Origin of the sequence: Nisaea sp. (assembly GCF_040217065.1) — a bacterium.
Classification (GTDB): Bacteria; Pseudomonadota; Alphaproteobacteria; order Thalassobaculales; family Thalassobaculaceae; genus Nisaea.
In genome coordinates this window covers 68840-94636 of record NZ_JAVJNX010000008.1, presented here as the reverse complement: position 1 = coordinate 94636, position 25797 = coordinate 68840, and the positions used below count along the sequence as shown (strand labels likewise).

Here is a 25797-nt window from a genome sequence, read left to right as displayed (position 1 = left end):
ATGCCAGTGAAAGTGAACGCCGCAGCGCAGCGGCTGGTCAATGCCTTCGAGACCGGCACGCCGATCGCCGATTTGCCGGCGCCCGAGGCGCCGCGGACACGCGAGGATGCTTTTGCCATCCAGGACGCCGCATTCGATCTTCTCGGTCGCAGGGTCGGCGCCTGGAAAGTTGGCGGCAGCCCCGGCGCCGAGCCGACAGCATCGCCGATCGCCGAGTCCAAGATCTATACCTCGGGACAGGTGCTGGCGTCGGCCATGCACCGGACCTTCGGCGTGGAAGCAGAGATTGCCTTCCGGCTTGGCAATGACCTGCCGGAGCGCGATACGCCCTACCAGCCCGACGATATCCGGGCCGCGCTCTCGACCATGATCGTTGCCATCGAAATCGTCGAATCCCGGCTGCAGGACTGGCCGAAGACCGATCCGCTCTGGGCGCTGATGGATTTCCAGGCAAATGACTCACTCGTGCTCGGCACGGAAATGCCTGTGCCAGATACACTCGACTTTTCATCCCAGCCTGTCCGGCTGCTGTTCGATGATACCGTCGCCTTCGAGGATACCGGCACGTTTGGCGGCGGTGATCCGTTCGTGCTGATGGCCTGGCTCGCCAATCATGCCCCGGGACGGACCGGCTCCCTCAAGGGCCGCGGCCTGAAAGCCGGCGACGTGATCACAACCGGATCCTGGAACGGTGTCGATTTCGCAAAAGCCGGTGTCACGGCGCGGGTCGAGTTTCCCGGCCTCGGGAAGGCGGATATGCAGTTCGGGTAAAGTCAGGATTGTTTGCTAGACGACAATGCTCACGCCGGCTCCGGAAGAGCGCGGGGCCGGGCGGCTGTTCAAGAACTCCAGAACCTGAGTCGCCCGGCTGATGCGGTCGTTGAACACCTGAATGTCCCGCTCAATAGGATCAATATTGTAGTCGGGCACCGCGAGCGGTTCGCCCGTCAGCCGCTGGGATTCACTGACCAGTTCCCCCGCCTTCACCGCCTCGGGGCGGCCGTCCAGGGCGACAGTCTCCGTTGAATCCTCATCCGCTATCGGGATCAGGCGGGCAGAGATGTTCTCCGGACTTTCATCCTCGCTCGCAGCCACCGGTTCTTCAGCGGTTTCCTGCGCCAGCGAGAGATTCGCCGGATCGACCAGCGACTGTGGCGGTATGCCAGCGGAATTCCGTCCGCTCTCCGGAGAGTTTTCCGGCTCTGCGGGAAGCGCGTTCTGTCCGGCCGGCTCTCCACCGGTCGATGAATCCCGCACGGCGACAACCGGACTTGCCGGATCGGTCCGGCGAGTCCGGTTGTCGCCGCTTGAACTCTCAAACGGCACCGTCTGTGTCAGATTCAGAGCACCAGAAATAGACATTGTTTCAGTCACGCCCAACAACCCCGGCGCCCCCGCGCCGGTCCTTAACGAAAGGTTAATTCATCGGCGCGTCGAGTCCAACTGAAATAGGAGTATCATCTGGTGTCTAGTCGTCGCCGGGTGCAGGCCAGATAACCTTCGGCGGCATGCTCATCAGGATAGCGTCAACGTTTCCGCCGGTTTTCAGGCCGAAAAGCGTGCCCCTGTCGTGAATCAGGTTGAACTCGACATAGCGGCCGCGCCGAACCAGCTGGTGGTGGCGTTCCTCTTCGCTCCAGTCCTCGTTCATACGACGGCGGGCGATAGCGGGGTAGGTCTCGAGAAACGCCGTCCCGATGTCACGGGTGAAGGCAAAGTCCTTCTCGAAATCGCCGTCCACATAATCGTAGAAGATCCCGCCGACGCCGCGCGGCTCGTTCCGGTGTTTCAGGAAGAAATACTCGTCGCACCACTCCTTGAACTTCGGATAATAGGCCGGATCGTGCCTGTCGCAGGCGGCCTTGAGGCCGGCATGGAAGGCGTCGGTATCCACCTGCTCCGGCACCATCGGCGTCAGGTCGGCGCCGCCGCCGAACCAGGACTTCGTCGTGGTGATGTGCCGGGTGTTCATGTGCACGGCCGGAACCTTCGGCGATTGCATGTGCGCCACCAGCGAAATGCCCGCCGCCCAGAAGCGCGGATCCTCGTCGGCGCCGGGGATCGACTTGCGGAATTCCTCGGAGAAGGCGCCGTGCACGGTCGAGATATTGACACCGACCTTCTCGAAGACCCGGCCTTCCATGACCGACATGACACCGCCGCCTCCGCCGTCTCGCTCCCAGCTCTTGCGTCTGAAACGCCCGGCAGGCCGATCCCTCAACGGACCCTCATACTCGTCCTCCATGCGCTCGAAAGCCGCACAGATCTGGTTCCGCAGATTTTCGAACCAGGCGCGCGCCGCGCCTTTTTGCTCTTCGGTGGAAATATACATGGGCCTATCCGATGCTGAACCGACGGTGCCGCCCGTCGCGGGCCGCGCCCCGGTTTAGCCGGAAGCCGGAAGTCCTGTCGAGAGGCAGAGAGAATCAGACGTCGAGAATACCGCTGCCGGGGAAGACCGCACTCTGCGTCACGTCCTTGGCGCTGGACAATGCCCGGACACTTTCCGCATTCAGCGTACCGCCACGGAACAGGTTCTCGATGTTCTGCAGCGGGCCGAGATCGCCGCGCCGGAAGGCGGCGAGTGCATCGCTCACAAGTTTCAGCCGTTCCAGCGCCTGGTCGGCAGCCGCCGCCTGTGCCTTGTTCGACACCGCCGCCGGATCGTCGAGCACGAACCGTCCGGTAACAATACCGGTCTGTTTCTGCTCATCGGTCAGGGAAAGTTTCTTGCCTTCGAAGGACAGCAATTCGACATCCTCGGCGGCAACCTTGCCGTCACGGACCAGCCCGACCTCGATGGAGAGCTGGGAAATGCTGGAAAAGACATTGCCCGCGCCCTCATCGGTACGCAGTTGCTGGCTGACACTGGAGATCCGGATCTGAAAACCGGAGACAGACGGATCCTCGGCAGCTTTGGCAAGCAAATCCTTCAGGTTGTCGAGGGCTCGGGAAACGGAATCGTCCGGGTCATTCTTCCTGTCGATGGCGCCGAACAGTTTCTCGAGCTCGCCTCCGAGAAGATCCTGCAGGCCCGTCGTGGTGCGGTCGCTCTCGGAGATGGAGGCGGCGAAAAGATTGGCTCCTGACTCGGCCGTCCGGTATCCCGGCGAGGAAGACGTGCCTGTGCCCGTGCTCCTGGCACTCGCATCCTGACCGACGACACGCGGCTGGGCGACCTGCACATTGGTAAAGCTCGACAGACTGGAAATGCTTGTCATCGTACAGGCTCCATTCTGGGCCTCGGCGTCCAGGGCTTGCTGCCCCTCACGAGGTAAGTCGGATCAACCTACCCTGAAATCAACCACAAGATAACTCATTGTGCAGTAAGAGTCACGCGAGACGACGGACCACGTCTTCCGGGTTTGGCTGATCCTCCGCCGGCTTGTCGGGCGTCTCCGACGCCGCCGGTTTGCCTGTGACCGCCTCGGCCGGAGCGGGCGGTTCCACCGGCGCCGGTGTCGCGATCAGCGCAGGCGCCGGGGTTAGCGCCGCGTCCGCTTCCGGCAGGCTGACAAGCGCCGAGACCCGCGGCGGTTGCTTCCAGGTCAGGGTCGCGAAGTGACCGCAATTGCCGCATGACACCGTCCAGCTTCCGGAGGTCGCGCCGCAATCGGAACAGGTCCAGGCCGGATCGACCGGTGCATTGCCGGCCTGCTCCAGGAAACCGCGTGCCTGCGCGGCATCGCCGTTCTCCGCCTGCGCCATGTAGGCGAGCAGCCGGAAGGCTCCGGCACTGCGCTCCGTCTCCGGAATCCCTTCCAGTGCTGTACGCGCCACGCCCCAGAGCTCGGCCGCGACAGCCGCCTCGGCAACAGCCAGGCGTCCGGTCAGGCCGCCTGGCTTTTCGTCCGTCAGCTTCTGGATACGCTTCAGCCGCTGGGCCGGATCGTCGTCCGGCCAAAGACCGGCATAGAGTTTCGCAAGGGCCGGGTGCGGCGCGGCCGACCAGGCATCTTCCAACAGGCGCTGGGCCTTCTTGTCCCGTCCCTTGATCCGCTCCGCATCGACCACGATCTGCACGGCCGGCGGGAAAGCGGGCTCCACCGTCAGGGCGCGCGCCGCGAAATCCGCCGCACCGGCGAGATCGCCTGCTTCCTGCTTCAGCCGGGCGCGTTCCATATCGATGGCCATGCGGTAGCGCTTCGCCTCGTCTTCCGGGATCAGCTTCCGGCGAACCGCATCGAACAGGGTTTTCTGTGCGCCATCCCAGTCTTCCGCTTCGGTTTCGAGCGTGAACAGGGTGCGGGCGACAAAGCCGGAATCCGGACGCAGGTCCCGGGCCTGCAATGCGAGCGGCAAGGCGGCATCCCGATCACCCGCTTCGAGCGCCTGACGGAGCTTGCCGACCAAACCGACGAACCGGGTTTCCGGGCTTTCGGTCAGCGCATCGAAATATCGTCCGGCGGCCTCTCTGTCGCCGCCGAGGGCGGCGGCCTGAGCGGATAGCAGCTGGGTCTTCGACGGATCGTCGAGCAACCTTTCAGCACGCTTGGCCTGCTTGCGCGCTTCCTCGGAATCCCCGGCGGCGATCGCCGCCATGCCGAGACTGAGCGCGTTCACGCCATCCTCGCGGCGGCGGGCGGCACGCCAGCCGAAGAACCCGCCGGGCAGCCCGACGATCCCCCGGAACAGGCGAAACACGAAAAGCAGGGCCCAGAGGCCGGCCAGCAGCACCAGAAGGGCGACACCGAAATAGGTATCGATATGGTAGCCAAGCCAGTCGACCGAGATCCGGCCGGGATTTTCAGCGAGTTGAATGGCCGCGAATGTGACAACGCCAACCAGGATGAACAGGCCGAAGCAAAACCTCAACATAGCCCTACCCCGCTTCCGCAACAGAAGCGAGCGCGGCGCCCCGCAGGAATCGAACCGCCTGGTCGACCGAGAGACGCGCCTTGGCTGATTCAATCCAGGAGGCCGCGCGCTCTGCCGGCGCGCCTGACAGATCCTCAAGCGCCGTCACGGCCCCACTGATATCCCCGGATTCCACGGCAGTCTCTGCCCGGACCAGGATCGCGTCGACCCCCGGCCCCTCGGCCACGTCGGTCCGGCGAATGGTCACCAGAGAGGCCACCGTATTGAGCGTTTTTCCGATCAGGCCCTGATCGGTTCCAGCCAGCTTTGCCTGGCTCACCGCCTTGGCAAGATCATCGAACCGTTCCGCCAGAGACGCCCGTGTCTCGACCCCGCCTGCATGGGTTTCGAGCACCGACAGCGCGTCGGCAACCGCCGGATCGTCCCCTGCTGCCAGATCCTTCACCGATGCGAGCTGGGCCGCAAAACTGCCGGAGGTCACGGTGACCGCCTCGAGCTGGCCGACCGACAGCAGCAGCAGCCCCGCGCGTTCGCGCTGGGGGGCCCGCTTTTCGGCGAGCAGACGAACCTTCTCCAGCTCTGCCTGCAGAGCGGCGAGGCGCTCCTGCCCGGTATTTTCCGAGGTCTCTACCCGGCTCGTCACCGTTGCAAGATCAGACGGCCCAACCACCTCGCGCGATTCCAGGGAGACAATCCGTTCTCGAAGGGAGCCGATCAGATTGAGCAAGGCCTCGTTGACAGCCGCAGCCTGTGAGCCGCTTTCGGCAGCCGTGGCCACCGGTCTGGCCTCAAGCGCATCCAGCCGGTTTTCCAGACGCTGCAACTGAGCGGAAAGAGCCGCCACCGCCTCGGCGTCCGGCGCCGAAGCAGCTGCAATTCCGGCTTCGAGTGCGGATGCTTTCTCGGTGGCATTGTCGGCGGCGGACTGCGCGTCCCTGGCTGCTTGCGCGAGCCTGCCGATTTCCGTTTCCAGTCCGTCGAGACGCTCCGCCAACAGTGTCAGAGGATCGGCAACAGGCTCGGGCGCAGACACGACATCCGTCGGCGCTTCAACTTTATCCACCGGCGCCGGAGTCGGTTCCGGCGCGGCGCCCTTGAGGAAGGAAACGACATCGTCGACCGTCCCGTAGAACGCATTTTCGGGGACTTCCGGCATGCTCAGAGGAAGGCCGCTGGTCGCCACCAGAGCCTCCGCCCGATCCCGCCAAAGCGGATAGAGCGCGGCCGACACGCCGCCAGCGACCAGCACGACCAGGATCAGGCCCCCGATCAGCTTGGTGCGCAGGGACAGGCCCCGGCTCGCGGCGGCATGCTCGCCGGCATCTTCCGCGGTCCGCGTCGGCTCAACCTCAATGACAGTTACGTCCTCGGCACCATCAGATGCCTTTTTATCAACGGTCTCGCCGGTCTGGCTTTTCGGATCGGTCATACGTCAGATCTTCCAAACTCAGCGGCGCGCAACGCACCGCTTCACAATTCAGCCCCGCCGCCATCGAAGCACCAAGGCGCTGGATATTCAGCCTCTTTTTTCAGGCTTCTTCGTCACATGGGGCCGCGAACAGGGCGAGTAAATGCCCCTTGGTCGGCTTTGTCGCAACGCGGACGGCCTGCCACGGTATCTCACCCACCGCGTCCGCGACCGGATCACTGATGCAGTATGCCGTCAATTCCGTACAGAATGACGTCAAGCCCGCCTGTTCCACAAGGGAGACGAAAATACGCCCGGCGCGCGGCGAGAAAAACAGCACGCCCTGGATGTCCCCGGCTCTCATCTGCGCCTCGACGTCACGGTCCAGACTCCGTTCCGGAACGCCACGGTAGGCGATGACACGCTGGAGATCGAACCCCGCCGCGGACAGGGCGCCTTCGATATCGCCGGCCACGATTTCGGCACTGAGGAAGATCAGGGGCCCGTCGGCCGGATCAAGTCGGCGCTGGGCGAGTGCCGTGAGATCGGCGGCATCTCCATCGGCGCTTTCAACCGCCTCGAACCCGAGATCCGTCAGTCGCTCCGCCGTTGCAGCTCCCACAGCCAGAACCGGAATCGTGCGGCTTTCCGTATAACGCGCCAGTGCCTCCGCCCCGTTCCGGCTGGTCACCAGATAGGCCTGCACCGGATCATCAGGTTCCTCGACCGGATTGAAGAATTCGATGGAGAACATCGGGGCGAGCACAGAGCTGACATCGTGGCCCAGAAGCTCGGCCTGCAGTGCCAATCCGTCCTCAATCGCCCGTGTCACGAGGACGCGCATCGTCCTAGACCTTGTAGTCCGGCCCGGCCTGGGCGATCAGCGCCTCGCCGACCGCAAGCCCGAGCGCCGAAGGATCGTCCGCACTGCCGGTTTTATCGGCCGAGAACAGCGCGCTGCCGTCAAGCGCCGCAAGCTGGCCCCGCAGCCGCAATTTTCCACCGGGCAACAATTCGGCAAGGCCGGCAATCGGTGTCCGGCAGGAGCCGTCGAGCCGGGCCAGCATGGCCCGCTCCGCCGTCACCCGGATATCACTGTCCTTGTCATTGATGCCGCGCACCCAGTCCAGGATACGTTTGTCGCCGTTTTTCTTGCCTGAGCGGCACTGCACACCGATGGCGCCCTGCGCCACGGCCGGGAGCTGCTCTTCCGGCTCGAGCACGCGGGTCGCCTTGTCCGCCAGTCCGAGACGGCTGAGCCCGGCAATGGCCAGCATGGTGGCATCGCAAACGCCTTCGTCCAGCTTGCGCAGGCGGGTCTGAAGATTGCCGCGATAGAGGATGATGTTGAAATCCGGCCGCTTGTGCAGAAGCTGGGCCGCCCTCCGAACAGAGGCCGTGCCGATGACCGCGCCCTTGGGCAGATCCTCGATACTGCTGGCCACGCGGGAGATCAATGCATCGCGCGGATCCTCGCGAGGGAGAATCGCGGCCAGCTCCGTGCCTTCCGTCAGGAATGTCTCCACGTCCTTCATGGAATGCACGGCAATGTCGATCCGGCGCTCGATCAGGGCCGCCTCGATCTCTTTCATGAACAGGCCCTTGCCGCCGATTTCGGCCAGTGCGCGATCCTGTACCTTGTCCCCGGTGGTCTTGATGACCACGATCTCGACGGCATCCTCGGACGCCAGCTCCGCATGGGCCTCGCCGAGACGGCGCTTCGTCTCGTAGGCCTGTGCCAGAGCCAGCTTGGAGCCGCGGGTACCGAGACGGATCAGGGGGACTGCTTTCGACTGGTGTTCCATGGGCCGACTGTGTAGACCGGTGCGCATGGCTTTGGAAGAGCAAACAACCCCATCGGCAACCCCTTTCGTTCTCGGGATCGAGACCAGTTGCGACGAGACTGCCGCTGCCATCGTCGACGGCAGCGGGACCATTCACGCCAATGTCGTGTTCAGCCAGATCGAGGACCACGCGCCCTATGGCGGCGTCGTGCCGGAAATCGCCGCGCGGGCCCATCTCGACCATCTGCAACCGGTCATCGCCCGCACGCTGGAGGAAGCCGGCCTCTCTTTCGCGGATCTCGATGCGGTTGCCGCCACCGGTGGGCCGGGCCTGATCGGCGGGGTCATGGTCGGCACCATGACCGCCAAGGCCATCGCCATGGCCCGCGGCATTCCCTATCTCGCCATCAATCACCTGGAAGCCCACGCCTTGACCGCACGGCTGACCGACCGGGTCGCCTTTCCCTATCTGCTGCTGCTGGTCTCCGGCGGCCATTGCCAGCTCATCGCCGTCGAGGGCCTTGGCCGCTACCGGCGGCTCGGCACCACCATCGACGACGCGGTGGGCGAAGCCTTTGACAAGACCGCGAAACTGCTCGGCATGGGCTATCCGGGCGGGCCAGCGCTGGAGAGCGCGGCGGCAAACGGCGACCCGCAACGATTTGATCTGCCCCGCCCGATGGTCGGCAAGCCCGGCTGTGATTTCTCCTTCTCCGGGCTGAAGACGGCGGTGCGGCAAAAAATCGAAGCGCTCGGAAAGGCGACAGATCAGGATATCGCGGACATTGCCGCCTGCTTTCAGGAAGCGGTCGCAGGCAGTCTCGTCAACCGTTGCCGCAACGCGATCGCCCTCTTCAATGCGGATCACGGCACCGGCCACGCCCTCGTGGTCGCCGGCGGTGTCGCGGCGAACCAGCGGCTGTGCGGCGCTCTTTCGGACCTCGCGGACGCGTCGGGAATGAGCTTCACCGCGCCACCCATCGCGCTCTGCACGGACAATGCCGCAATGGTGGCCTGGGCCGGGGTCGAACGGCTGCAGGCGGGAGAGAGCGATCCGCTCAGCTTCGCGCCCCGGCCGCGCTGGCCCCTCGATCCCGATGCGCCCAAGGCCGCCGGCGCGGGAGTGAAGGCATGAGCATCGACAGGATCGGCGTGCTCGGCGCCGGCGCCTGGGGCACGGCCCTGGCCCTCGCCGCCCAGCGCGCGGGGCGGCAGACCGTCCTCTGGTCCCGTCGTCCGGATCAGGCCGAGGCCATGGCCCGGACACGCGAGAATGCGGACTATCTTCCCGGCGTCGCCCTGCCGCCCGACCTCACGATAACCAGCGATCCGATCGAGGCCATTGCCGGTGCCGACGCCCTGCTGCTGGTGATTCCGGCGCAGCATATGCGCGGCGCCCTCGCCGCCTTCGACATTCCGGCCGGTATCCCGCTGATCTCCGCCGCCAAGGGCATCGAGCTTTCCACCGACAAGACCATGAGCGAGGTTCTGCGGGACCTCTTCCCGGACAACCCTGCCGCGGTCCTTTCCGGCCCCAGCTTCGCCAACGAGACGGCCGCCGGGAAGCCGACCGCCGTCACTCTGGCGGCAGCGGACCGCGACCTCGCCCTGACACTCGTGGCAGCCCTCAACGCCGGGACCTTCCGGCCCTATGCCTCAACAGATGTCGCCGGCACGGAAGTCGGTGGTGCGGTGAAGAACGTGCTGGCCATCGCCGCCGGAATCATCAGCGGTATGGGAATGGGAGAGAATGCCCGCGCCGCCCTGATCACCCGCGGTCTGGCGGAAGCCACCCGGTTCGCCGTCGCCCTCGGCGGCAGGGCCGACACGCTGATGGGCCTGTCCGGCATCGGCGATCTGATGCTGTCCTGTTCCAGCACCAGCTCCCGCAATTTCTCGCTCGGCAAGCGGCTCGGCGCAGGGGAACAGTTGCAGGATATCCTCGGCTCCAGCCATTCCGTTGTGGAGGGCGTCTATACCGCTGCCGCGCTGATCCGGAGGGCGCGTGCCCTTTCCGTCGAGATGCCGATAGCCGAAGGCGTCGATGCGGTCTTGAACCACGGCACCGATCTCGGCACGGTAGTACAGGAACTTCTGTCCCGGCCGATCGGCTGGGAAGTGCCGGGCGTACCGGCACCCAAACCCTTTGCGTGAAGGAGACACCACCCATGGCCTACTGGTTGTTCAAATCCGAGCCGAATACCTGGTCCTGGGACGATCAGGTGAAAAAAGGCGCGGAAGGCGAAGGCTGGGACGGGGTGCGGAACTACCAGGCCTCGAACAACATGAAGGCCATGAAGATCGGCGATCTCGGCTTCTTCTACCACTCGGTCAACGAGAAGCAGATCGTCGGCATCGTGAAGGTGATCGAGGAATATCACCCTGACCCGACCGACGCGAAGGGCCGGTTCGGCATGGTCACGCTCGAAGCCGTGAAACCGGTGGTGAAGCCGGTCACTCTGGCGGACGTCAAGGCCGAGCCCCGGCTGGAAGATCTGGCTCTGGTGCGCCAGTCCCGCCTCTCCGTCGTGCCGGTCAGCGAAGAGCAGTGGAAGATCATCATGGAGATGGCGGAAACGCCGCTCTGAGGGCAGCTAGAGCACGTCTTACCCGTCTTCGTCAGGCAGCTCCCGCAGCCTGACCTCAGCGACTGTTTCCGGCGCAGCTCCGCCTGCGAATTTCCGTTTGTAATATGCCACCCAGATGGTGATCGCGGCGGTGCCGATGATCGTCGGCGCCAGCCAGCGGGCCAGCGGCGCCAACATGTCCGCGTTGGTGACGAGAAACGCCGTCACCGAGGCGATGGTGCCGCCGAGCATCCGGATCATGTGGGTGAAGAACCAGGCGCGCGGATCCGCCGGCGGCGTCCGGAAGCGTTTCAGATCGAAGAAAGCCATCAGGCTGCCTATGACCCCGAGCACGACCAGAACCGGCGCCAGAGGTTCGGTGAACCAGTACACCCCGCCATAGGTCGCCATCGCTGAACAGGCGATCAGCGTGAACTGCGCCGCCCCCTTGTCCAGCGCCCCGACCCGGTAGCGCAGGCCCACCGATGCGGCGGGTTGCTTCAGGTAAAGCGCACGGTAGCCGCTCAGCACCATGTAGAAGCTGAAGATCGCGACCGTCATCAGGAACAGATCGTTGGATGCGAGGCTGAGCGACATGGCCGTCGCGAATACGCCGGCCATCGCCAGAACATACACCCGTCCGGCAAGCCTGTGCAGGCGCCGCCCCTTGGGTGCGGCAATGGCGACTGCGGCAGCCGCGAGGGACAATGCCCCGGCGGCGATATGCAGCATCAGCAGGAACGAGGGTGCGGGATCCATCCTCTCAGTCTGGCACCGCAACCGCGCTTCGGGAAAGCATCAAACCGGGAACAGTTCCGGCAGTGCGGCAACCCGGTAAGGCTCGGATGCATAGGACAGGGCACCGTTCACCACCGCGAAATCCACCTTCGGCAGAGCCTTGTCGCTGTCATCCACCACGATCATGTCCGCGCGTTTGCCGACCGCGATCACACCGCGATCGTCCAGGCCGCCGACCTTGGCCGGACCGGCCGAGACCAGGGCCCAGGCGCTGCCCAGGGGCAGCACGCCATCGGCGGCGAGCTTGAAGGCGGCGTGAAACTGGGCCGGATAGTAATAGTCGGAGATCAGGTAATCGCAGAGCCCCTCCTCGATCACCGAAAGGGCAGAGACATTGCCCGAGGCGCTGCCGCCGCGCAGGGCATTGGGCGCGCCCATGCCGACCGGGTTGCCCATCGCCCGGGCCGCCCGCGCCGTTTCCAGATTGACCGGGAATTCCGCGATCCGGGCGCCCATCGCGTTGTAATGCTGACGCAGCTCTGGTGTGTCGTCATCGTGCGAGCCAGTCGGCACGCCAAGCTGGCGGGCGAGTTCGGCAATCCGGCGCACCGTCTCCTCCGCCTCGTCCTGTCGGGCGCGGCGGGCGCGCACCTCGGCCCGGAAATCATCGAAGGTCATGCCGAGCTGATGGGCCCAGCGCTGCATCCTGTCCGGTGTTTCCCGCAGGGACTGCTCGAACTGCGGCAGATGATCGTTGAACACCAGCATCGAGACCCGGCCATCCTCAAGCCAGCGCATCGCGGTTTCCCGCTCTTCGATGGCGAAGGTCTCAAACCGGAGATGAAACTGCAGGTCGGCGCCGAACCGCTTCCGGCCCCGTTCGATCGCGGACAGGATCTTTTCCGCCGTCGCCGAACCGCGGAGGCCGCCTTCCCAGCTCACCCCCTGCGCCAGAAATGCCGTGGTGATGCCGGAGGAGAGGATCGCGCGATCCGCATCGACCAAAGCGATGTCGATGGGGAAATGCGTGCCGGTGCGCGGCATCAGGCTTCGCTCGAACCCGTCACCATGCAGATCGATGATGCCCGGCAGCACCAGCCTGTCATCCAGATCGAAGGCCCGTCCAGTAACCGCGCCGGTGCCGATCGCCTGGATCACGCCGTCTTCGATCAGGATCTCGGTTTTCTCGACGGAGCCGTCCTCAAGCAGGACACGGGCATTTACCAGGGAAACGGACATGGGACCTCGAACAGGCTGGACTTCGGAAAAGAGGGAAGATGTCCCCCAATTTCATTGCAAAAGAATGACAGGCGGGAAGAAAGATCCCCGCCGCGATCCAAAGCCGGCCCGGTTCAGTCGTCGCCGCCTGCATCTTTCGCAGCCGTCATCTCCATCCGTTTTTCGCGGTGGATCAGGAAAAGGTTGCGGATGTAGACGACAAGACCGGTCGACTGACCAAGGATGAATACCGGGTCCTTACGCCAGATCGCATAGATCAGCATCATGATACCGCCGGCACAGCTGAAGTACCAGAAGGCGACGGGGATCACGCTCTTGCGGCCGATCTCGCTGGAAACCCATTGCACCAGAAAGCGCGCCGCGAACAGCGCCTGGGCAAAAAATCCGAATGTGAGCATGACCATCTCTTCAAGAGAAAGGTCGAAGAAGGCATCCAGGTTCACAGATCGATTTCTTTCGCTTTGAGGCCGCCCGGACTCCGGCGCAGCAGCCATGCCACGCCCAGCAGATCAGGGATGCCAACCAATGCACGGCCGAAATTCGAATATTTGGACTGACCGTGCTGACGGTGGCGATGGTTTACCGGAACCACATGCACCGCGCAATTCTCTCGTTTCGCCAGGGCCGGCAGGAAGCGGTGCATGTGATCGAAATAAGGGAAGCGCAGGAAGGTCTCGCGGGCATAGAGCTTGAGGGAGCAACCGGTATCCGGATTGTCGTCCTTCAGCAGCGCGCGGCGGAGCTTGTTGGCATATTTCGACGCCACCCGCTTGGACGCTGTGTCCTGCCTGTTGACCCGGTGACCGGTGATCATGACCGGCTTTTCCGCCGTCGCGGTCTCGCGGTATTTCTCCAGCAGCTTCGGGATATCGGCGGGATCGTTCTGCCCGTCTCCGTCCAGCGTCGCAATGATCTCGCCCCGCGCCGCGGCCACGCCGTTTCTGAGGCCCGCGCTCTGGCCGCAGGTCCGGTCATGCTGGATCACCCGGAGATGCGGACGCTCCGCCTTCAGGCGCCGCAGGATGTCCGGCGTCTCGTCGCTGCTGCAATCGTCGATATAGATGATCTCGAAGATGCAGACATCGGTCAGCGCCGCCTCGATCTCGCCGACCAGCGGCGCGATATTCTCGGCTTCGTTCAGGACCGGGACGATCACGGACAGCAAGGGCGATGCATTTGCCCCGGGACTGGAAACATTTGAATGCGGCACGTCGGCCCTTTCGAAAATGCCTGCCTCTGCGGTTCTTTAAGGTGTGGGAGCGCCCCGATCAACCACCAAGGGCGGGATGCTGCTTTGTCGCAGGCACCTGACGGCGCGCCGCACGGTAAAGCGTAACGGCAGACCAGCTTACAATTCTACTGTGCTGTGTAGGGCCATTTCATGGCGTTCCGGATGGCATTCCCAAAGCATCGGCATCTGCCCCTGTCATCGCCCGGTTTGCCGGGCTAGACTCCGCTCATGGGTATCTTGAATGAACGCCGGGCCGATGACTGACAGCAAACCCGAACTCGCATCGGTGGATCTCGCGGCAACGCAGGAGATCTTCTCGCAGGCCAATCTGCAAAGCCTGGTGGAGCTGGTCGGCCCGCTGATGCAAGGCGGCGACCGGACTCTCGCCTACATGCTGCCCGCGGCCTCGCGGATCGGGCACATGTGCCTGGAGCCATTCCTTCTGGCCAACCTGTATGGACAGAGCCACCAGACCATCGCCGCGATCATCCACGATCACCGGTTTCAGGGTCACAGCCGGGGCGTCAGGCGCCTGCACGAGCCGAGGATCGACTTTCTTGAAACCATGAACCGCAAGCTGGTCATGATGGGCCATTTCAATGCCCGCGTCCTGGATATCGGCCCTCTCACCTGGGCCGTGCTCTCTCCCAGTGCCCTGTTCCGCGATTTCGTCCTGCATCTGGAGGCGGGCAACCTGATCCGGCATCTGACGCCGCCAGAAGACCTGCTCGCGGAGGGCAAGCAGCTGCTTGCCAGGATGGGCTTCGACGATGACCGGCCGTCGGTCGTCCTGCATGTCCGGGACACGGGCTACCTGCCGGAGATGGCCTATCATCACTTCCGTACAAACAGGATCGAGAATTACCTGCCGGCGATCGAGCATCTTGTCGCGAAAGGCTACCGGGTGTTCCGGATCGGCGACCCGACGTCGGTTCGCCTGAACCACGAAAACCCGCTGGTGGTCGATCTGCCGCACCATCCGGACTACACGGATATTCTGGATGTCTGCTGCATGGCGCATGCGCGCTTTGCCATTACCTCTGCCTCCGGCCCGGAAGCGATTGCCCGCATCCTCAATACCCCAATGGTCTTGGTGAACGGATACATCCAGCCGGACCACTGGCTAAACGCGCGGGACTTGCTGCTCTTCAAGACATACAGGGACAAGGCGACCGGCGCGCCGGTCGGCTATGAGGAGATGCTTGCGCGCGATCTTTTCCTGCAGAACACGGTCGAGGGATTCGAACGGGTCGGTGTGGCGCTTGAGGAGAACAGCCCGGAGCAGATCCTGGCTGCGGTCATGGAAATGGAGCAAAGGCTGGACGGGTCCTTCAAGGCCGACGGAACACTCGATGCCCGATTTCACGACCTGTCCCGGACCCATCTGGAACGCTACCGCGCGGCCCTGCCGGCACGCGGCCCCGAGGAGCAGGACCGTTTCGAGACCTATGCCTATGCCCTGCCATGGACGCGTTACTGCCAGTCCTTCATGATGGATAATCCTTGGTTCCTCCGGTAGGAGATACCCTCAAGCGCCGCGCCACATTCTTGCCGGTTTGCGGAACGAGTATTAGGTCCAGGAGCTTCTCCCGCGCGTATCGCTGGAGAACATGTTGGGAGATGATGAGAATGGCCCGAGCCGGTCTGCCAATCCTGATTGCTTTGCTTGTTGCGCTCGGCGGGAACGCGGCCACTGCCGTGTTCCCTGAAAGCAGCAACAGCGAGATCGAACGCCCTCCGATCTTTCATGCCGGGGTCAAGGCCATCGAGAATGGCGATTACGCCAAGGGCCTCGAGATCATGCGGTCTTTCGTCGACGAGGATCCGCAAGACGCCGATGCCTGGACGCTGATCGGCTTCAGCCTGCGCAAGACCAAGCGCTATGTGGATTCCGAACTCGCCTATCAGAAGGCGCTGGAGATCGATCCGCAGAACCTCGCGGCGAATGCCTATGTGGCGAAGCTTTATCTGGAAACCGGCCGGGTACAGGAAGCGGAACAGAAGCTCGCGGTCCTTAGTGATCTCTGCATCGGCGGGAAAGGCTGTGACGAACGCCAGAAGCTGGCCGACATGATCGAGTCCTACAAGAAAACCGGAAAAGTCGGGTCGGACTGGTAGGATATCAGTCCAGCCCCAGGCCCTCGTCCCAGCCCGGACTTTCCCGGAAGCGCCTGCGCAGGAAATCGATGAAGACGCGCACCTTCAGCGGCAAATTCCGGGCATTTGGGTAGAGCGCATAGACACCCAGGGGCAGCCCGGCGAATTCCGTCAGGATCGGCTGCAGGCGGCCGGCGCGGATACTGTCACCGGCAATGAAGGTCGGCAGCTGTGCGATGCCGCCGCCCTGCTCCACCATGGTCAGGATAGCATCCCCGTTATTCGTCACCAGGCGTGGCGCAATCCGGTATTGCTGCGCCCGGCCGTCGATCCGGAAATCCCAGGCCGTTCCCTCATTCAGGTAACTGTAGGCAAGATGGTCATGCCCGGCGAGGTCGCCAGGGTGCCGGGGCTCACCGCGCTTGAACAGATAATCCGGTGATGCCACCGTGATCTGGTGCGCCTTGCAGAGCTTGCGGGCAATCAGCGTCGAATCCGCCAGCCGGCCGATCCGCAGCGCGACATCGTAGCCTTCCTCGACCAGATCCACCCGCCGGTCGTTCAGGACCAGTTCGATGGAGAGTTCGGGATACTCGAACAGGAAGTCTGGCAGCACCTTTGACAGATGCAGGCGACCGAAGGAGACCCCGGCGCTGATCCGCAGGCGCCCGCTCGGGTTCGATTGCAGGGAGCCCGCCTCGCGCTCTGCCGCATCGACCTCCGCCACGATACGCTGGCAGCGCTCATACAGCAGGGTTCCGGTCTCGGTCAGGCTGAAGCGGCGCGTCGTCCGGTTCAGCAGCCTCGTGCCGAGATGATCCTCCAACGCGCTCACTTGCTTCGAGACCGAGGATTTCGAGATACCGAGGCTGGCCGCAGCCTTCGAGAACCCGCCTTCCTCGACGACTTTCGCAAACACCACCAGCCCGGTCAGGTTATCCAGCATTTCAACCCACTCATCGTTTCCATGAAGAAACAAATTTGTTCAATTTACCCATATTGTTCGAAATTGCCAATATCCCCAACTTCCGTCTCGAAGCGACCATGCAACCCCGTCGCAGGAGACACATCATGACCAGGCTTCTCGTCCTTTACTATTCATCCTATGGCCATATTGAAACCATGGCCGGTGCAGTCGCCAAAGGCGCCGCCAGTGTCGACGGCGTCGAGGTGACGGTGAAACGCGTTCCGGAACTGATGCCGGACGATATCGCCAAGAATGCCGGCATCAAGCTGGATCAGGACGCCCCGGTGGCGACACCGTCGGAGCTTGCCGACTATGACGCGATCATCTTCGGCACCCCGACCCGGTTCGGCAACATGGCTTCGCAGATGCGCAACTTCCTCGACCAGACCGGCGGCCTCTGGGCCAAGGGGGCACTGGTCGGCAAGGTCGGCAGCGTCTTCACCTCCACCGGCACCGGCGGCGGCAACGAGTCGACCATTCTCACCACCATCCCGACGCTGATGCATCACGGCATGATCGTTGTCGGCGTGCCCTATGGTGCGGAAGGACTGACGAACATTACCGAAGTCCGCGGCGGCTCTCCGTACGGAGCCGGCACGATCGCGGGCCCGGACGGAAGCCGTCAGCCGAGCGACCTGGAGCTCTCGATCGCAGAATATCAGGGCAAACATGTCGCCGGCATCGCGAAGAAGCTCGCCGGCTGACAATCACACCCGACAAGGAGTGCGTAGCATGATTGACGTCAGACACTTCGACTCGCTTGGCGCGGTCCAATTCGGCTGGCTGAATGCCCATCACCATTTCAGTTTCGGCCAGTATCACGACCCGAAGCGCATGGGCCTCGGCCCGCTCCGGGTCTGGAACGACGATACGATCAAACCGAAAACCGGATTCGATCCGCATCCGCACAAGGACATGGAAATTATCACCTATGTCCGAAAAGGGGCGATCACCCACACGGACCGGCTCGGCAACGAGGGCCGGACCGTCGCGGGCGACGTGCAGGTGATGCATGCCGGGACCGGCATCGTGCATGCGGAATACAATCAGGAGGACGAGGACACCCAGATCTTCCAGATCTGGATCCATCCCGACCGGACGGGCCATGAGCCGGGCTGGGGTTCCATGAGCTTTCCGGATAAGTCGTCTGGCAGTTTCACCCCCCTGGCATCGGGCCGTCCGGAAGATGCGGCCGGCACTGCCCTCCCCATTCACCAGGATGCCGCCGTCCTCGGCGCCAAACTGAAGACCGGCGAGGAAGTGACCTATAGCTTCGGCGCCGGACGGCAGGGCTATCTCGTCTCGACCGACGCCCCGGTCGAGGTCAATGGTGCGTTCGCCGAAGCGCGGGACGGCATTGTCGTCACCGGCGAGGACAAGATCACCGTGCTCGCCCTCGGCGATACGGACATCGTCATGGTCGACGTCGCCTGAACTGAACCTTTTCTGCTCATCCCCGCGCTGGCAGGGATGAGTTTTTTTTGAAGTGTGAAAGCTTCCCCCATCACCGTCATTCCCGCGTACGCGGGAACCCAGGGATCCTAGAGTTTGTCCCGTCATCCCTGGGTCCCCATTTGCATGGGGATGACGATTTGGGTTTGGGGAACAAGAGGAGCGAAATCCGCCCCTCAGATCCCGTGATATGTACGGTACCAGTCGACGAAGGCGGGGATGCCTTCCTCGATTGGCGTGCTCGGCGCGTATCCGAAATCCTCTGATGCCGGGTCGATATTGGCGTAGGTGGCGTAGACGTCGCCCGGCTGCATCGGCTGCATGTCCATGATCGCCTCAGTGCCGCAGGCCTTCTCGATCACCCGGATATAATCCAGCAGCTTCACCGGCGTGTTGTTGCCGATGTTGTAGACCTTGTGCGGACATTCCTCGCCCTCACCCGACGGCGGGGTGTCGAGCGCACCGACCACACCCGCCGCGATATCCGCGATGTAGGTGAAGTCGCGCATCATGTCGCCATTGTTGAAGACCTTGATCGGCCGGCCTTCGAGGATGGCGCTGGTGAACAGCCAGGGCGACATGTCCGGCCGGCCCCACGGCCCGTACACCGTGAAGAAGCGCAGGCCGATGGACGGCACCCGGTAGAGATGGGCATAGGAATAGCTCAGCAGCTCGTTCGCCTTCTTGGTCGCGCCGTAGAAGGAAACCGGGCTGTCCGTCTTCTGCTCGGTGCTGAAGGGCATTTCCTTGTTCGCGCCATAGACCGACGAGGAGGAGGCATAGACGAAGCTCCTGCAGCCGCCCGGCCGCCCCATCAGGCCGCGCACGAATTCCAGCATGTTGGCATGGCCGACAAGGTTGCTGCGGACGTAGTCGCCCGGGTTTTCGATGGAATAGCGCACCCCGGCCTGCGCCGCGAGATGCACCACCCGGTCGATATCGGGATAGCGCGCCGTCAGTCCCATGACCGCGTCCCCGTCCGCAATGTCCAGCGCCTCGAAGGTGAAGCCGTTGCGGCCTTCGAGGTTTTTCAGACGGGCCTGCTTCAGGGCCGGATCGTAATAGCTGTTGAGATTGTCGATCCCGACGACGCGCTCGCCGCGTGCCAGCAGCAGCTCCGCCACATGCATGCCGATGAACCCTGCAGCGCCAGTCAGCAGTATCGTCATGAGCCTCTTCCGGATCGGTGGAGCAGTGGAATTTCCCGGGTCCCTTATGCCGGAAGGAATTCGGGGCGCCAAGCTCCCGAAACAGGAATTTCACATTCAACGGTGCGGGATCGGCGCAGGCTTTTCATTTCGCGCGGGACAGGATTAACGAAAAACTGCGTCGTTCTGTCGCGCCGGTTTGTCGATTTCTTGCGTTTTTGCGGGCCAGCCTCCGCACGGATTGCCGCCTCCCCTGTAGCGGCATACCTTAATGACAAATGAATCAAGTGGAGTGCCGGGACAATCGGCACCCAGAATTGCCGGGGAGATATCATGACGGCACTCAAGTCCGTCTCGCTCGACGACAAATACGCCCTCGACCGGGGGCGGGTTTACATGACCGGCATTCAGGCGCTCGTGCGCGTGCCCATGGCACAGCGACAGCGCGATGCAGCGAGAGATCTCAACACCGCCTGCTTCATCTCCGGCTATCGCGGCTCCCCGCTCGGCACCTACGACATGCAGCTCTGGCGTGCCCGGGAGTTCGTGAAGAAGAACCATATCCATTTCGAGCCCGGCCTGAACGAGGACCTCGCGGCCACCGCCGTCTGGGGCAGCCAGCAGACTGGACTCTATCCCGGCGCCAAATATGACGGCGTCTTCTCCATATGGTACGGCAAGGGCCCCGGCGTCGACCGCTCCGGCGATGCCTTCAAGCACGCGAACTTCGCCGGCTCGGCGGAACATGGCGGCGTGCTGGCGATCGCCGGCGACGACCATGTGGCCAAATCCTCCACCATCCCGCACCAGAGCGAATATGCCTTCATGGATGCCTGCATTCCGATGCTGCATCCGGCCGGCGTGCAGGATGTGCTGGATTACGGACTCTACGGGTTCGCCATGTCCCGGTTCAGTGGCTGCTGGGTCGGACTGAAGGCAACGGCGGAGAATATGGACAGCTCCGCCTCCATCGATATCGATCCGCTTCAGCTCGAGATCGTGACCCCCGATGATTTCGTGCTGCCGGAAGGCGGACTGAATATCCGCTGGCCGGACCCCTGGCTGGAGCAGGAGGAGCGGCTGCACAGCCACAAGCTGCCCGCCGTGCTCGCCTTCGCCCGGGCCAACCGCCTCGACAAGGTGATGCTGGACAGCCCAAAGCCCCGGATCGGCATCATCACCGTCGGCAAGTCCTATCTCGATGTCCGTCAGGCGCTCGACGATCTCGGCATATCCGACCAGGAAGCCGCCGATCTCGGCCTGAGGATCTACAAGGTCGCCATGCCCTGGCCGCTGGAGCCGGAGGGGCTGAAGGAATTCGCCGCCGGGCTCGAGGAAGTGCTGGTGATCGAGGAGAAGCGCCCGCTGATCGAGGAGCAGGTGAAGCAGATCCTGTTTGACCTCGCCGACCGGCCGCATGTCGTCGGCAAGAAGGACGAGACCGGCGCCACCGTCATGCCGACCAACGGTGAGCTGTCCGCCAGCAGCATCGCCCGGCTGCTTGCCCGGCGCATCCTGAAGCTGCGCGACCATACCCGTCTGCGCGACCGGCTGAGCTTCCTGGAAGACCATGCCAAGACCGCGCTGAAGCCGGTGACGGATTTCCAGCGCATCCCCTATTTCTGCTCCGGCTGCCCGCACAACACCTCGACGAAGGTGCCGGACGGCAGCATCTCCTTCGCCGGCATCGGCTGCCACTTCCTGGCCAGCTGGATGCCGCACAGGGAGACAAAGACCTTCACCCAGATGGGCGCCGAGGGCTCGCCATGGATTGGCATGGCGCCGTTCACCGAGCACAAGCACATGTTCGTCAATCTGGGCGACGGCACCTACACCCATTCCGGCGTCCTGGCGATTCGCGCCGCCGTCGCCGCGAATGTGAACATCACCTACAAGATCCTCTATAACGACGCCGTCGCCATGACCGGCGGCCAGCCGGCCGAAGGCGCCTTTTCGGTGCTGGAGATCGCCAACCAGGTCGCCGCCGAACGGGTCGCCGCCCTGCGCATCATCACCGACGAGCCGGATAAATACCCGCTCGGCACCCACTGGCCGGATTTCGCCACCCTGCATCACCGGGACGAGCTGGATACGGTGCAGAAGGAGCTGCGCGACACCGAAGGCGTGACCATCATCCTGTACGATCAGACCTGCGCCACCGAGAAGCGCCGGCGCCGCAAGCGCGGCCTGCTGCCGGAGCCGGAAAAGCGGCTCTTCATCAACCAGCAGGTCTGCGAAGGCTGCGGCGATTGCGGCGTGCAGTCCAACTGCGTCTCGCTCACCCCGGTCGAAACCGAGTTCGGCCGCAAGCGGGCCATCGACCAGAATTCCTGCAACAAGGATTATTCCTGCGCCAAGGGCTTCTGCCCGAGCTTCGTCAATGTGGTCGGCGGCGGACTTCGCAAGAAGACCGGCGCAAAGCCCGAAGCCTCGGCACGGGCGGATATCTTCCCGGTCCTGCCGGAGCCCGCGCTCCCGGCACTGGATCATCCGTACAACATCGTCGTCACCGGTATCGGCGGCACCGGCGTCGTTACCATCGGCGCCCTGCTCGGCATGGCCGCGCATCTGGAAGACAAGGGCGTCACCGTCCTCGACCAGATCGGCCTCGCCCAGAAAAACGGCTCCGTCGTCACCCATGTCCGGCTGGCGAAAAAGCCCGAAGACCTGCATGCGGTGCGGATCGCCGCCGGATCGGCCAACCTGCTACTGGCCTGCGACATGATCACGGCGGTCGGCGTCGACAGCCTGTCCAAGCTCAGCCTTGGCGACACCACCGCCATCGTGAACATCCAGCAGACCATGAACGGCGCCTTCACCCAGAACCCGGACCTGCAATTCCCGGCCGAAGCGGTGAAAGCGGCACTGAAGAGTTCCTGCGGCGAAAACTCCACCCACTTCCTGGATGCCAATCGGATCGCCACCGGCCTGCTCGGTGACAGCATCGCCTCCAACCTCTTCATGCTCGGCTATGCCTACCAGCTCGGCCAGGTGCCGCTGACGGGCGAGGCCATCCTCAAGGCGGTTGAGCTGAACGGGGTCGCGGTCGAGTTCAACAAGAAGGCGTTCCTCTGGGGCCGCCGGGCCGCGCATGACCTCGCCGCGGTCGAGAAAGCCGCCGCCCCGGTGGTGGAACAGCCGAAGCATCTCGGTCTGTCCGCCACTCTCGACGAGACCATCCAACGGCGCATCGCGGAGCTCACCGCCTATCAGAATGCCGGCTATGCCGCGCGCTATGCCGGGCTGGTCGAGACCGTTCGGGCAGCAGAGGAACGGGTCCTGCCCGGCTCGGAGAAACTGTCAGAAGCCGTGGCCCGCTATGCCTACAAGCTGATGGCCTACAAGGACGAGTACGAGGTCGCCCGGCTCTATACCGACCCGGCCTTCCGGCAGCAGCTTGACGAGCAGTTCGACGGAAAATTCAAGCTTGAAGTAAACCTTGCGCCGCCGCTGCTGGCCCAGCGCGACCCGGAGACCGGCGAGCTGAAAAAGCGTGCCTACGGGCCGTGGATCTTCACCGCGTTCGGCGTTCTGGCGAAGCTGAAGGGCTTGCGCGGGACCGCCTTCGATCCGTTCGGCCGGACAGAGGAACGGCGCACCGAACGCCGGCTGATCGAAGACTATTTCACCGACATGGAAGAGGTCGTGCGCGGTCTTTCCAGCGAGAACCATGCCGCCGCCGTGACCCTCGCAACCGTGCCGGAACATATCCGTGGCTATGGCCATGTGAAGGAACGGCATCTGACGAAGGCGGCCACCCGCCGGGAAGAGGCGCTCAACGCCTTCCGCAATCCCGAAGCGACCCGCGACGCCGCCGAATAAAATGGCCTGGCAAATGGCAAGACCGGTCCCTGTCTCCGGGGCCGGTCTTGCATACGCCCGCGCCCACCCCATTTCATCCTGATGGCACGCACCAGGACTCTCTTCAAACGCATCACCTTGTTCGGTCTGGTACTGGTCGGTCTGCTTGGCCTGCCACTCGCAGCCAGTGCCGTCGGAAAATGGGCGGAAGGCCCAACGCACTGGAGCCAGGCACGGCGGGATTCCGCCGAGATCGCGCCATCACCCGAAACGACCCCGGAAGCCGTGATTCATGTCTATGCCGCCCGCGCCTGGAGCTGGCGCGGCATCTTCGGTGTGCATACCTGGGTCGCCGTCAAGCAGCCCGATGCCGCGCACTACACCCGTTTCGAAGTGATGGGCTGGCAATTGCGGCATTCCAATACCGCCGTGCGGGCCACCAACGGTAACCCGGACGGCTACTGGTTCGGCTCAAAGCCCGATCTGCTGCGGGAGATTCGTGGCCCGGAAGCCGAAACCCTGATCCCCCGCATCGTCGCTGCCGCAAAGTCCTATCCGCATCCCGGCAGCTACCGGGTCTGGCCCGGCCCGAACAGCAATACCTTCACCGCCCATATCGCCCGCCAGGTGCCCGAGCTCCGGCTCGACCTGCCGCCGACCGCCGTCGGCAAGGACTTCCTGCCGGAAGGCGGTATCTTCGCGGAGGCGCCGAGCGGCACCGGCTACCAGCTCTCCCTCTTTGGTCTCGCCGGAGTCATGCTGGCACTGGAGGAAGGTGTGGAAGTCAATGTGCTCGGACTGACGCTGGGCATCGACCTGAAGAACCCAGCGCTGAAACTGCCCGGTGTCGGACGGATCGGCTTTCAGGACTGAGGAAAACCGTCCCACATGTTCATCATCCGGGGCTGACCCGGGATTCTCCGGCCGCGTCCCTGCTCTGCGATCATAGAGATCCCCGCTCTTCGGCGGGGAAGCCGCTATCCCACCAAATTCCGTCATCCCTGCGGACGCAGGGGCCCAGTGATGACGGGCACAGCCCTACGATCCCCGGGTCCTCACTCTCGCGGGGGTCACGACTGGGGGTAAGGGTCGGGATACGCTCCCCTACCCCGTGATCGCCTTGGTCTCCAGGAAGTCCTCCAGTCCCATCGGGCCGTTCTCGCGGCCGATGCCGGATTGCTTGAACCCGCCGAAGGGCACGTCGGTATCGGCGAAATTGCCGTTGATATAGACATTGCCCGCCCGCAGCCGCCGGGCGACGCGTTGGGCCTTTTCCGGGTCGCCGGTCTGGATATAGGCGGCGAGGCCGTAGGGCGTGTCGTTGCCGATCCGGACCGCCTCGTCCTCGCCATCGAACGGGATCATCACCAACACCGGGCCGAAGATCTCGTTTTGGGCGATATGCATGTCGTTGCTGACATCGGCGAACAGGGTCGGCTTGACGAAGAAGCCGGTCTGGAAGCCTTCCGGCTTGCCGAGCCCGCCGGTGACGACGCGGGCGCCCTCCTCGATCCCCTTGCGGATATGGCCCTGCACCCGCTCGAACTGGATGCGGTTCACCAGCGGGCCAATATGGTTGCCCGGCTGTTGCGGGTCGCCGACCTTGATGTCCGCCGCAAAGCGGCCGGCCATCGTGACGGCTTCGTCATAGACGCTCTTCTCCACCAGCAGGCGGGTCGGCGCGTCGCAGGACTGGCCGCTGTTGGAGAAACAGTTCTCGACGCTGAACTTTACGGCCGCCGGCAGGTCCGCGTCGGCGAACAGGATGTTCGGCGACTTGCCGCCAAGCTCCAGTGCCACCCGGCGGATGCCGTCGGCGGCGGCGGTCATCACCAGCTGCCCCGCCCGGGTGGAGCCGGTGAAGGACAGCAGGTCGATTTCCGGATGGGCGGAGAGCGCGGCGCCGGTGACGGGGCCATCCCCATGCACCATGTTGAACACGCCGGGCGGGCAGCCGGCCTCGGCAAGCACCTCGGCGACGATCCCGGCGGAGAGTGGGGCGTACTCGCTCGGTTTCAGAACCATGGTGCACCCGGCGGCAAGGGCCGAAGCGACCTTGGCCATGACCTGATTGACCGGCCAGTTCCATGGCGTGATCAGCCCGGCGACGCCCGCCGCCTCGTCCCTCAATGTGCTGCCGCCACGCAGGCTCGGCCGCTCGAAGTGATGCGCCTCGAGCGCTTCGATCGCCGCCGCCAGAAGAGCATCGCCGCAGGGCGCCTGGCTGTCCCGGGAGAAGTCGCGCGGCGCACCCATTTCAAGCGTGATCGTCTCGGCGATCTCGTCCTGGCGGCGGAGATAAATCTCCAGCGCCCGGCGCAACAACGCCGCGCGTTCGGAAACCGCCGTCTCGCTCCACATCTCGAACGCTTCCCGTGCGGCCTGCACCGCCCGGTCCACATCCGCATCGCAAGCCAGGGAGATTACCGCCACCGGCTCTTCCGTCGCCGGGTTTAGCACCTCGAAATCGCGGGCTTCGGATGGGGCAGCCCAGGTGCCGTCGATATAGAATGCGCGCCTGTCCAGCATGGCTTTCTCCCGGTTATG

General features: G+C 63.9%; 24 protein-coding genes. 10 read left to right on the top strand and 14 right to left on the bottom strand.

What is annotated here, in order from left to right; translation table 11 throughout:
* Complete coding sequence (locus RH950_RS09520) at nt 1-771, top strand: 2-keto-4-pentenoate hydratase (protein WP_350056067.1); 771 nt, start codon at nt 1-3, stop codon at nt 769-771.
* 15 nt (nt 772-786) lie between these two features.
* Here the strand turns inward: RH950_RS09520 and RH950_RS09515 are convergent, their stop codons facing one another.
* From RH950_RS09515 to hemC, 7 genes are all read right to left on the bottom strand, one after another.
* Nucleotides 787-1362, bottom strand: a complete 576-nt coding sequence (locus RH950_RS09515; protein WP_350056066.1) for a hypothetical protein — start codon at nt 1360-1362, stop codon at nt 787-789.
* 106 nt (nt 1363-1468) lie between these two features.
* A complete protein-coding gene (hemF, locus tag RH950_RS09510; RefSeq protein WP_350056065.1) occupies nt 1469-2332 on the bottom strand; it encodes an oxygen-dependent coproporphyrinogen oxidase in 864 nt (287 codons plus the stop codon).
* A gap of 94 nt (nt 2333-2426) precedes the next feature.
* Nucleotides 2427-3221 carry a hypothetical protein gene (locus RH950_RS09505; protein ID WP_350056064.1) on the bottom strand — a complete coding sequence of 265 codons (795 nt, stop codon included), beginning with the start codon at nt 3219-3221 and terminating at the stop codon, nt 2427-2429.
* Nucleotides 3222-3333: 112 nt separating this feature from the next.
* The gene (locus RH950_RS09500) at nt 3334-4818 is read right to left on the bottom strand and encodes a heme biosynthesis protein HemY (RefSeq protein WP_350056063.1); all 1485 of its coding nucleotides are present in this window, start codon (nt 4816-4818) and stop codon (nt 3334-3336) included.
* Between the two features lie 4 nt (nt 4819-4822).
* Nucleotides 4823-6247, bottom strand: coding sequence for a COG4223 family protein (locus RH950_RS09495; RefSeq protein WP_350056061.1), 1425 nt, complete (start codon nt 6245-6247; stop codon nt 4823-4825).
* A 100-nt stretch (nt 6248-6347) separates the two neighbouring features.
* The gene (locus RH950_RS09490) at nt 6348-7070 is read right to left on the bottom strand and encodes a uroporphyrinogen-III synthase (RefSeq protein WP_350056059.1); all 723 of its coding nucleotides are present in this window, start codon (nt 7068-7070) and stop codon (nt 6348-6350) included.
* 4 nt (nt 7071-7074) lie between these two features.
* Nucleotides 7075-8031 (bottom strand): hydroxymethylbilane synthase, encoded by a 957-nt coding sequence (gene hemC / locus RH950_RS09485; RefSeq protein ID WP_350056057.1) that lies wholly within the window; start codon nt 8029-8031, stop codon nt 7075-7077.
* 31 nt (nt 8032-8062) lie between these two features.
* Between hemC and tsaD the strand changes: the two genes are divergently transcribed.
* From tsaD to RH950_RS09470, 3 genes are read left to right on the top strand one after another with little or no spacing between them, the layout of a single operon-like run.
* Complete coding sequence (gene tsaD, locus RH950_RS09480) at nt 8063-9145, top strand: tRNA (adenosine(37)-N6)-threonylcarbamoyltransferase complex transferase subunit TsaD (RefSeq protein WP_350056055.1); 1083 nt, start codon at nt 8063-8065, stop codon at nt 9143-9145.
* Complete coding sequence (locus tag RH950_RS09475) at nt 9142-10164, top strand: NAD(P)H-dependent glycerol-3-phosphate dehydrogenase (RefSeq protein ID WP_350056053.1); 1023 nt, start codon at nt 9142-9144, stop codon at nt 10162-10164. The genes tsaD and RH950_RS09475 overlap by 4 nt, the downstream gene beginning before the upstream one ends.
* A gap of 14 nt (nt 10165-10178) precedes the next feature.
* Nucleotides 10179-10598 (top strand): EVE domain-containing protein, encoded by a 420-nt coding sequence (locus RH950_RS09470; protein WP_350056052.1) that lies wholly within the window; start codon nt 10179-10181, stop codon nt 10596-10598.
* 18 nt (nt 10599-10616) lie between these two features.
* Here the strand turns inward: RH950_RS09470 and RH950_RS09465 are convergent, their stop codons facing one another.
* The 4 genes from RH950_RS09465 to RH950_RS09450 all read right to left on the bottom strand — a co-directional run bounded on the left by RH950_RS09465 (nt 10617) and on the right by RH950_RS09450 (nt 13764).
* Nucleotides 10617-11336 carry a hypothetical protein gene (locus RH950_RS09465; protein WP_350056050.1) on the bottom strand — a complete coding sequence of 240 codons (720 nt, stop codon included), beginning with the start codon at nt 11334-11336 and terminating at the stop codon, nt 10617-10619.
* 39 nt (nt 11337-11375) lie between these two features.
* Nucleotides 11376-12554 carry an alpha-D-ribose 1-methylphosphonate 5-triphosphate diphosphatase gene (locus tag RH950_RS09460; protein WP_350056048.1) on the bottom strand — a complete coding sequence of 393 codons (1179 nt, stop codon included), beginning with the start codon at nt 12552-12554 and terminating at the stop codon, nt 11376-11378.
* 113 nt (nt 12555-12667) lie between these two features.
* Nucleotides 12668-12997, bottom strand: coding sequence for a lipid-A-disaccharide synthase N-terminal domain-containing protein (locus RH950_RS09455; protein WP_350056046.1), 330 nt, complete (start codon nt 12995-12997; stop codon nt 12668-12670).
* The gene (locus RH950_RS09450) at nt 12994-13764 is read right to left on the bottom strand and encodes a glycosyltransferase family 2 protein (protein WP_350056044.1); all 771 of its coding nucleotides are present in this window, start codon (nt 13762-13764) and stop codon (nt 12994-12996) included. The genes RH950_RS09455 and RH950_RS09450 overlap by 4 nt, the downstream gene beginning before the upstream one ends.
* A gap of 277 nt (nt 13765-14041) precedes the next feature.
* On the opposite strand from RH950_RS09450, the gene RH950_RS09445 reads away from it, so the two are divergent.
* A complete protein-coding gene (locus RH950_RS09445) occupies nt 14042-15304 on the top strand; it encodes a TIGR04372 family glycosyltransferase (protein WP_350056042.1) in 1263 nt (420 codons plus the stop codon).
* Between the two features lie 110 nt (nt 15305-15414).
* Nucleotides 15415-15903, top strand: a complete 489-nt coding sequence (locus RH950_RS09440; RefSeq protein WP_350056040.1) for a tetratricopeptide repeat protein — start codon at nt 15415-15417, stop codon at nt 15901-15903.
* Nucleotides 15904-15907: 4 nt separating this feature from the next.
* On the opposite strand, the gene RH950_RS09435 is transcribed toward RH950_RS09440, so the two are convergent.
* A complete protein-coding gene (locus tag RH950_RS09435; protein WP_350056038.1) occupies nt 15908-16828 on the bottom strand; it encodes a LysR family transcriptional regulator in 921 nt (306 codons plus the stop codon).
* A 125-nt stretch (nt 16829-16953) separates the two neighbouring features.
* Between RH950_RS09435 and wrbA the strand changes: the two genes are divergently transcribed.
* Both wrbA and RH950_RS09425 read left to right on the top strand, forming a co-directional pair.
* A complete protein-coding gene (gene wrbA, locus RH950_RS09430; protein ID WP_350056037.1) occupies nt 16954-17553 on the top strand; it encodes an NAD(P)H:quinone oxidoreductase in 600 nt (199 codons plus the stop codon).
* A 28-nt stretch (nt 17554-17581) separates the two neighbouring features.
* Complete coding sequence (locus tag RH950_RS09425; RefSeq protein ID WP_350056036.1) at nt 17582-18283, top strand: pirin family protein; 702 nt, start codon at nt 17582-17584, stop codon at nt 18281-18283.
* A 194-nt stretch (nt 18284-18477) separates the two neighbouring features.
* Here the strand turns inward: RH950_RS09425 and RH950_RS09420 are convergent, their stop codons facing one another.
* On the bottom strand, nt 18478-19470 hold the full coding sequence (locus RH950_RS09420; RefSeq protein ID WP_350056034.1) for an NAD-dependent epimerase/dehydratase family protein: 993 nt from the start codon (nt 19468-19470) through the stop codon (nt 18478-18480).
* A 312-nt stretch (nt 19471-19782) separates the two neighbouring features.
* Here RH950_RS09420 and RH950_RS09415 point away from each other — a divergent pair, with 312 nt between their 5' ends.
* Entirely contained in the window at nt 19783-23271 is a 3489-nt protein-coding gene (locus RH950_RS09415; protein ID WP_350056032.1) for an indolepyruvate ferredoxin oxidoreductase family protein, read from the top strand.
* 81 nt (nt 23272-23352) lie between these two features.
* Complete coding sequence (locus RH950_RS09410; protein WP_350056030.1) at nt 23353-24123, top strand: DUF3750 domain-containing protein; 771 nt, start codon at nt 23353-23355, stop codon at nt 24121-24123.
* A gap of 231 nt (nt 24124-24354) precedes the next feature.
* On the opposite strand, the gene RH950_RS09405 is transcribed toward RH950_RS09410, so the two are convergent.
* Nucleotides 24355-25779, bottom strand: a complete 1425-nt coding sequence (locus RH950_RS09405) for an aldehyde dehydrogenase family protein (protein WP_350056028.1) — start codon at nt 25777-25779, stop codon at nt 24355-24357.
* Nucleotides 25780-25797: the final 18 nt, after the last annotated feature.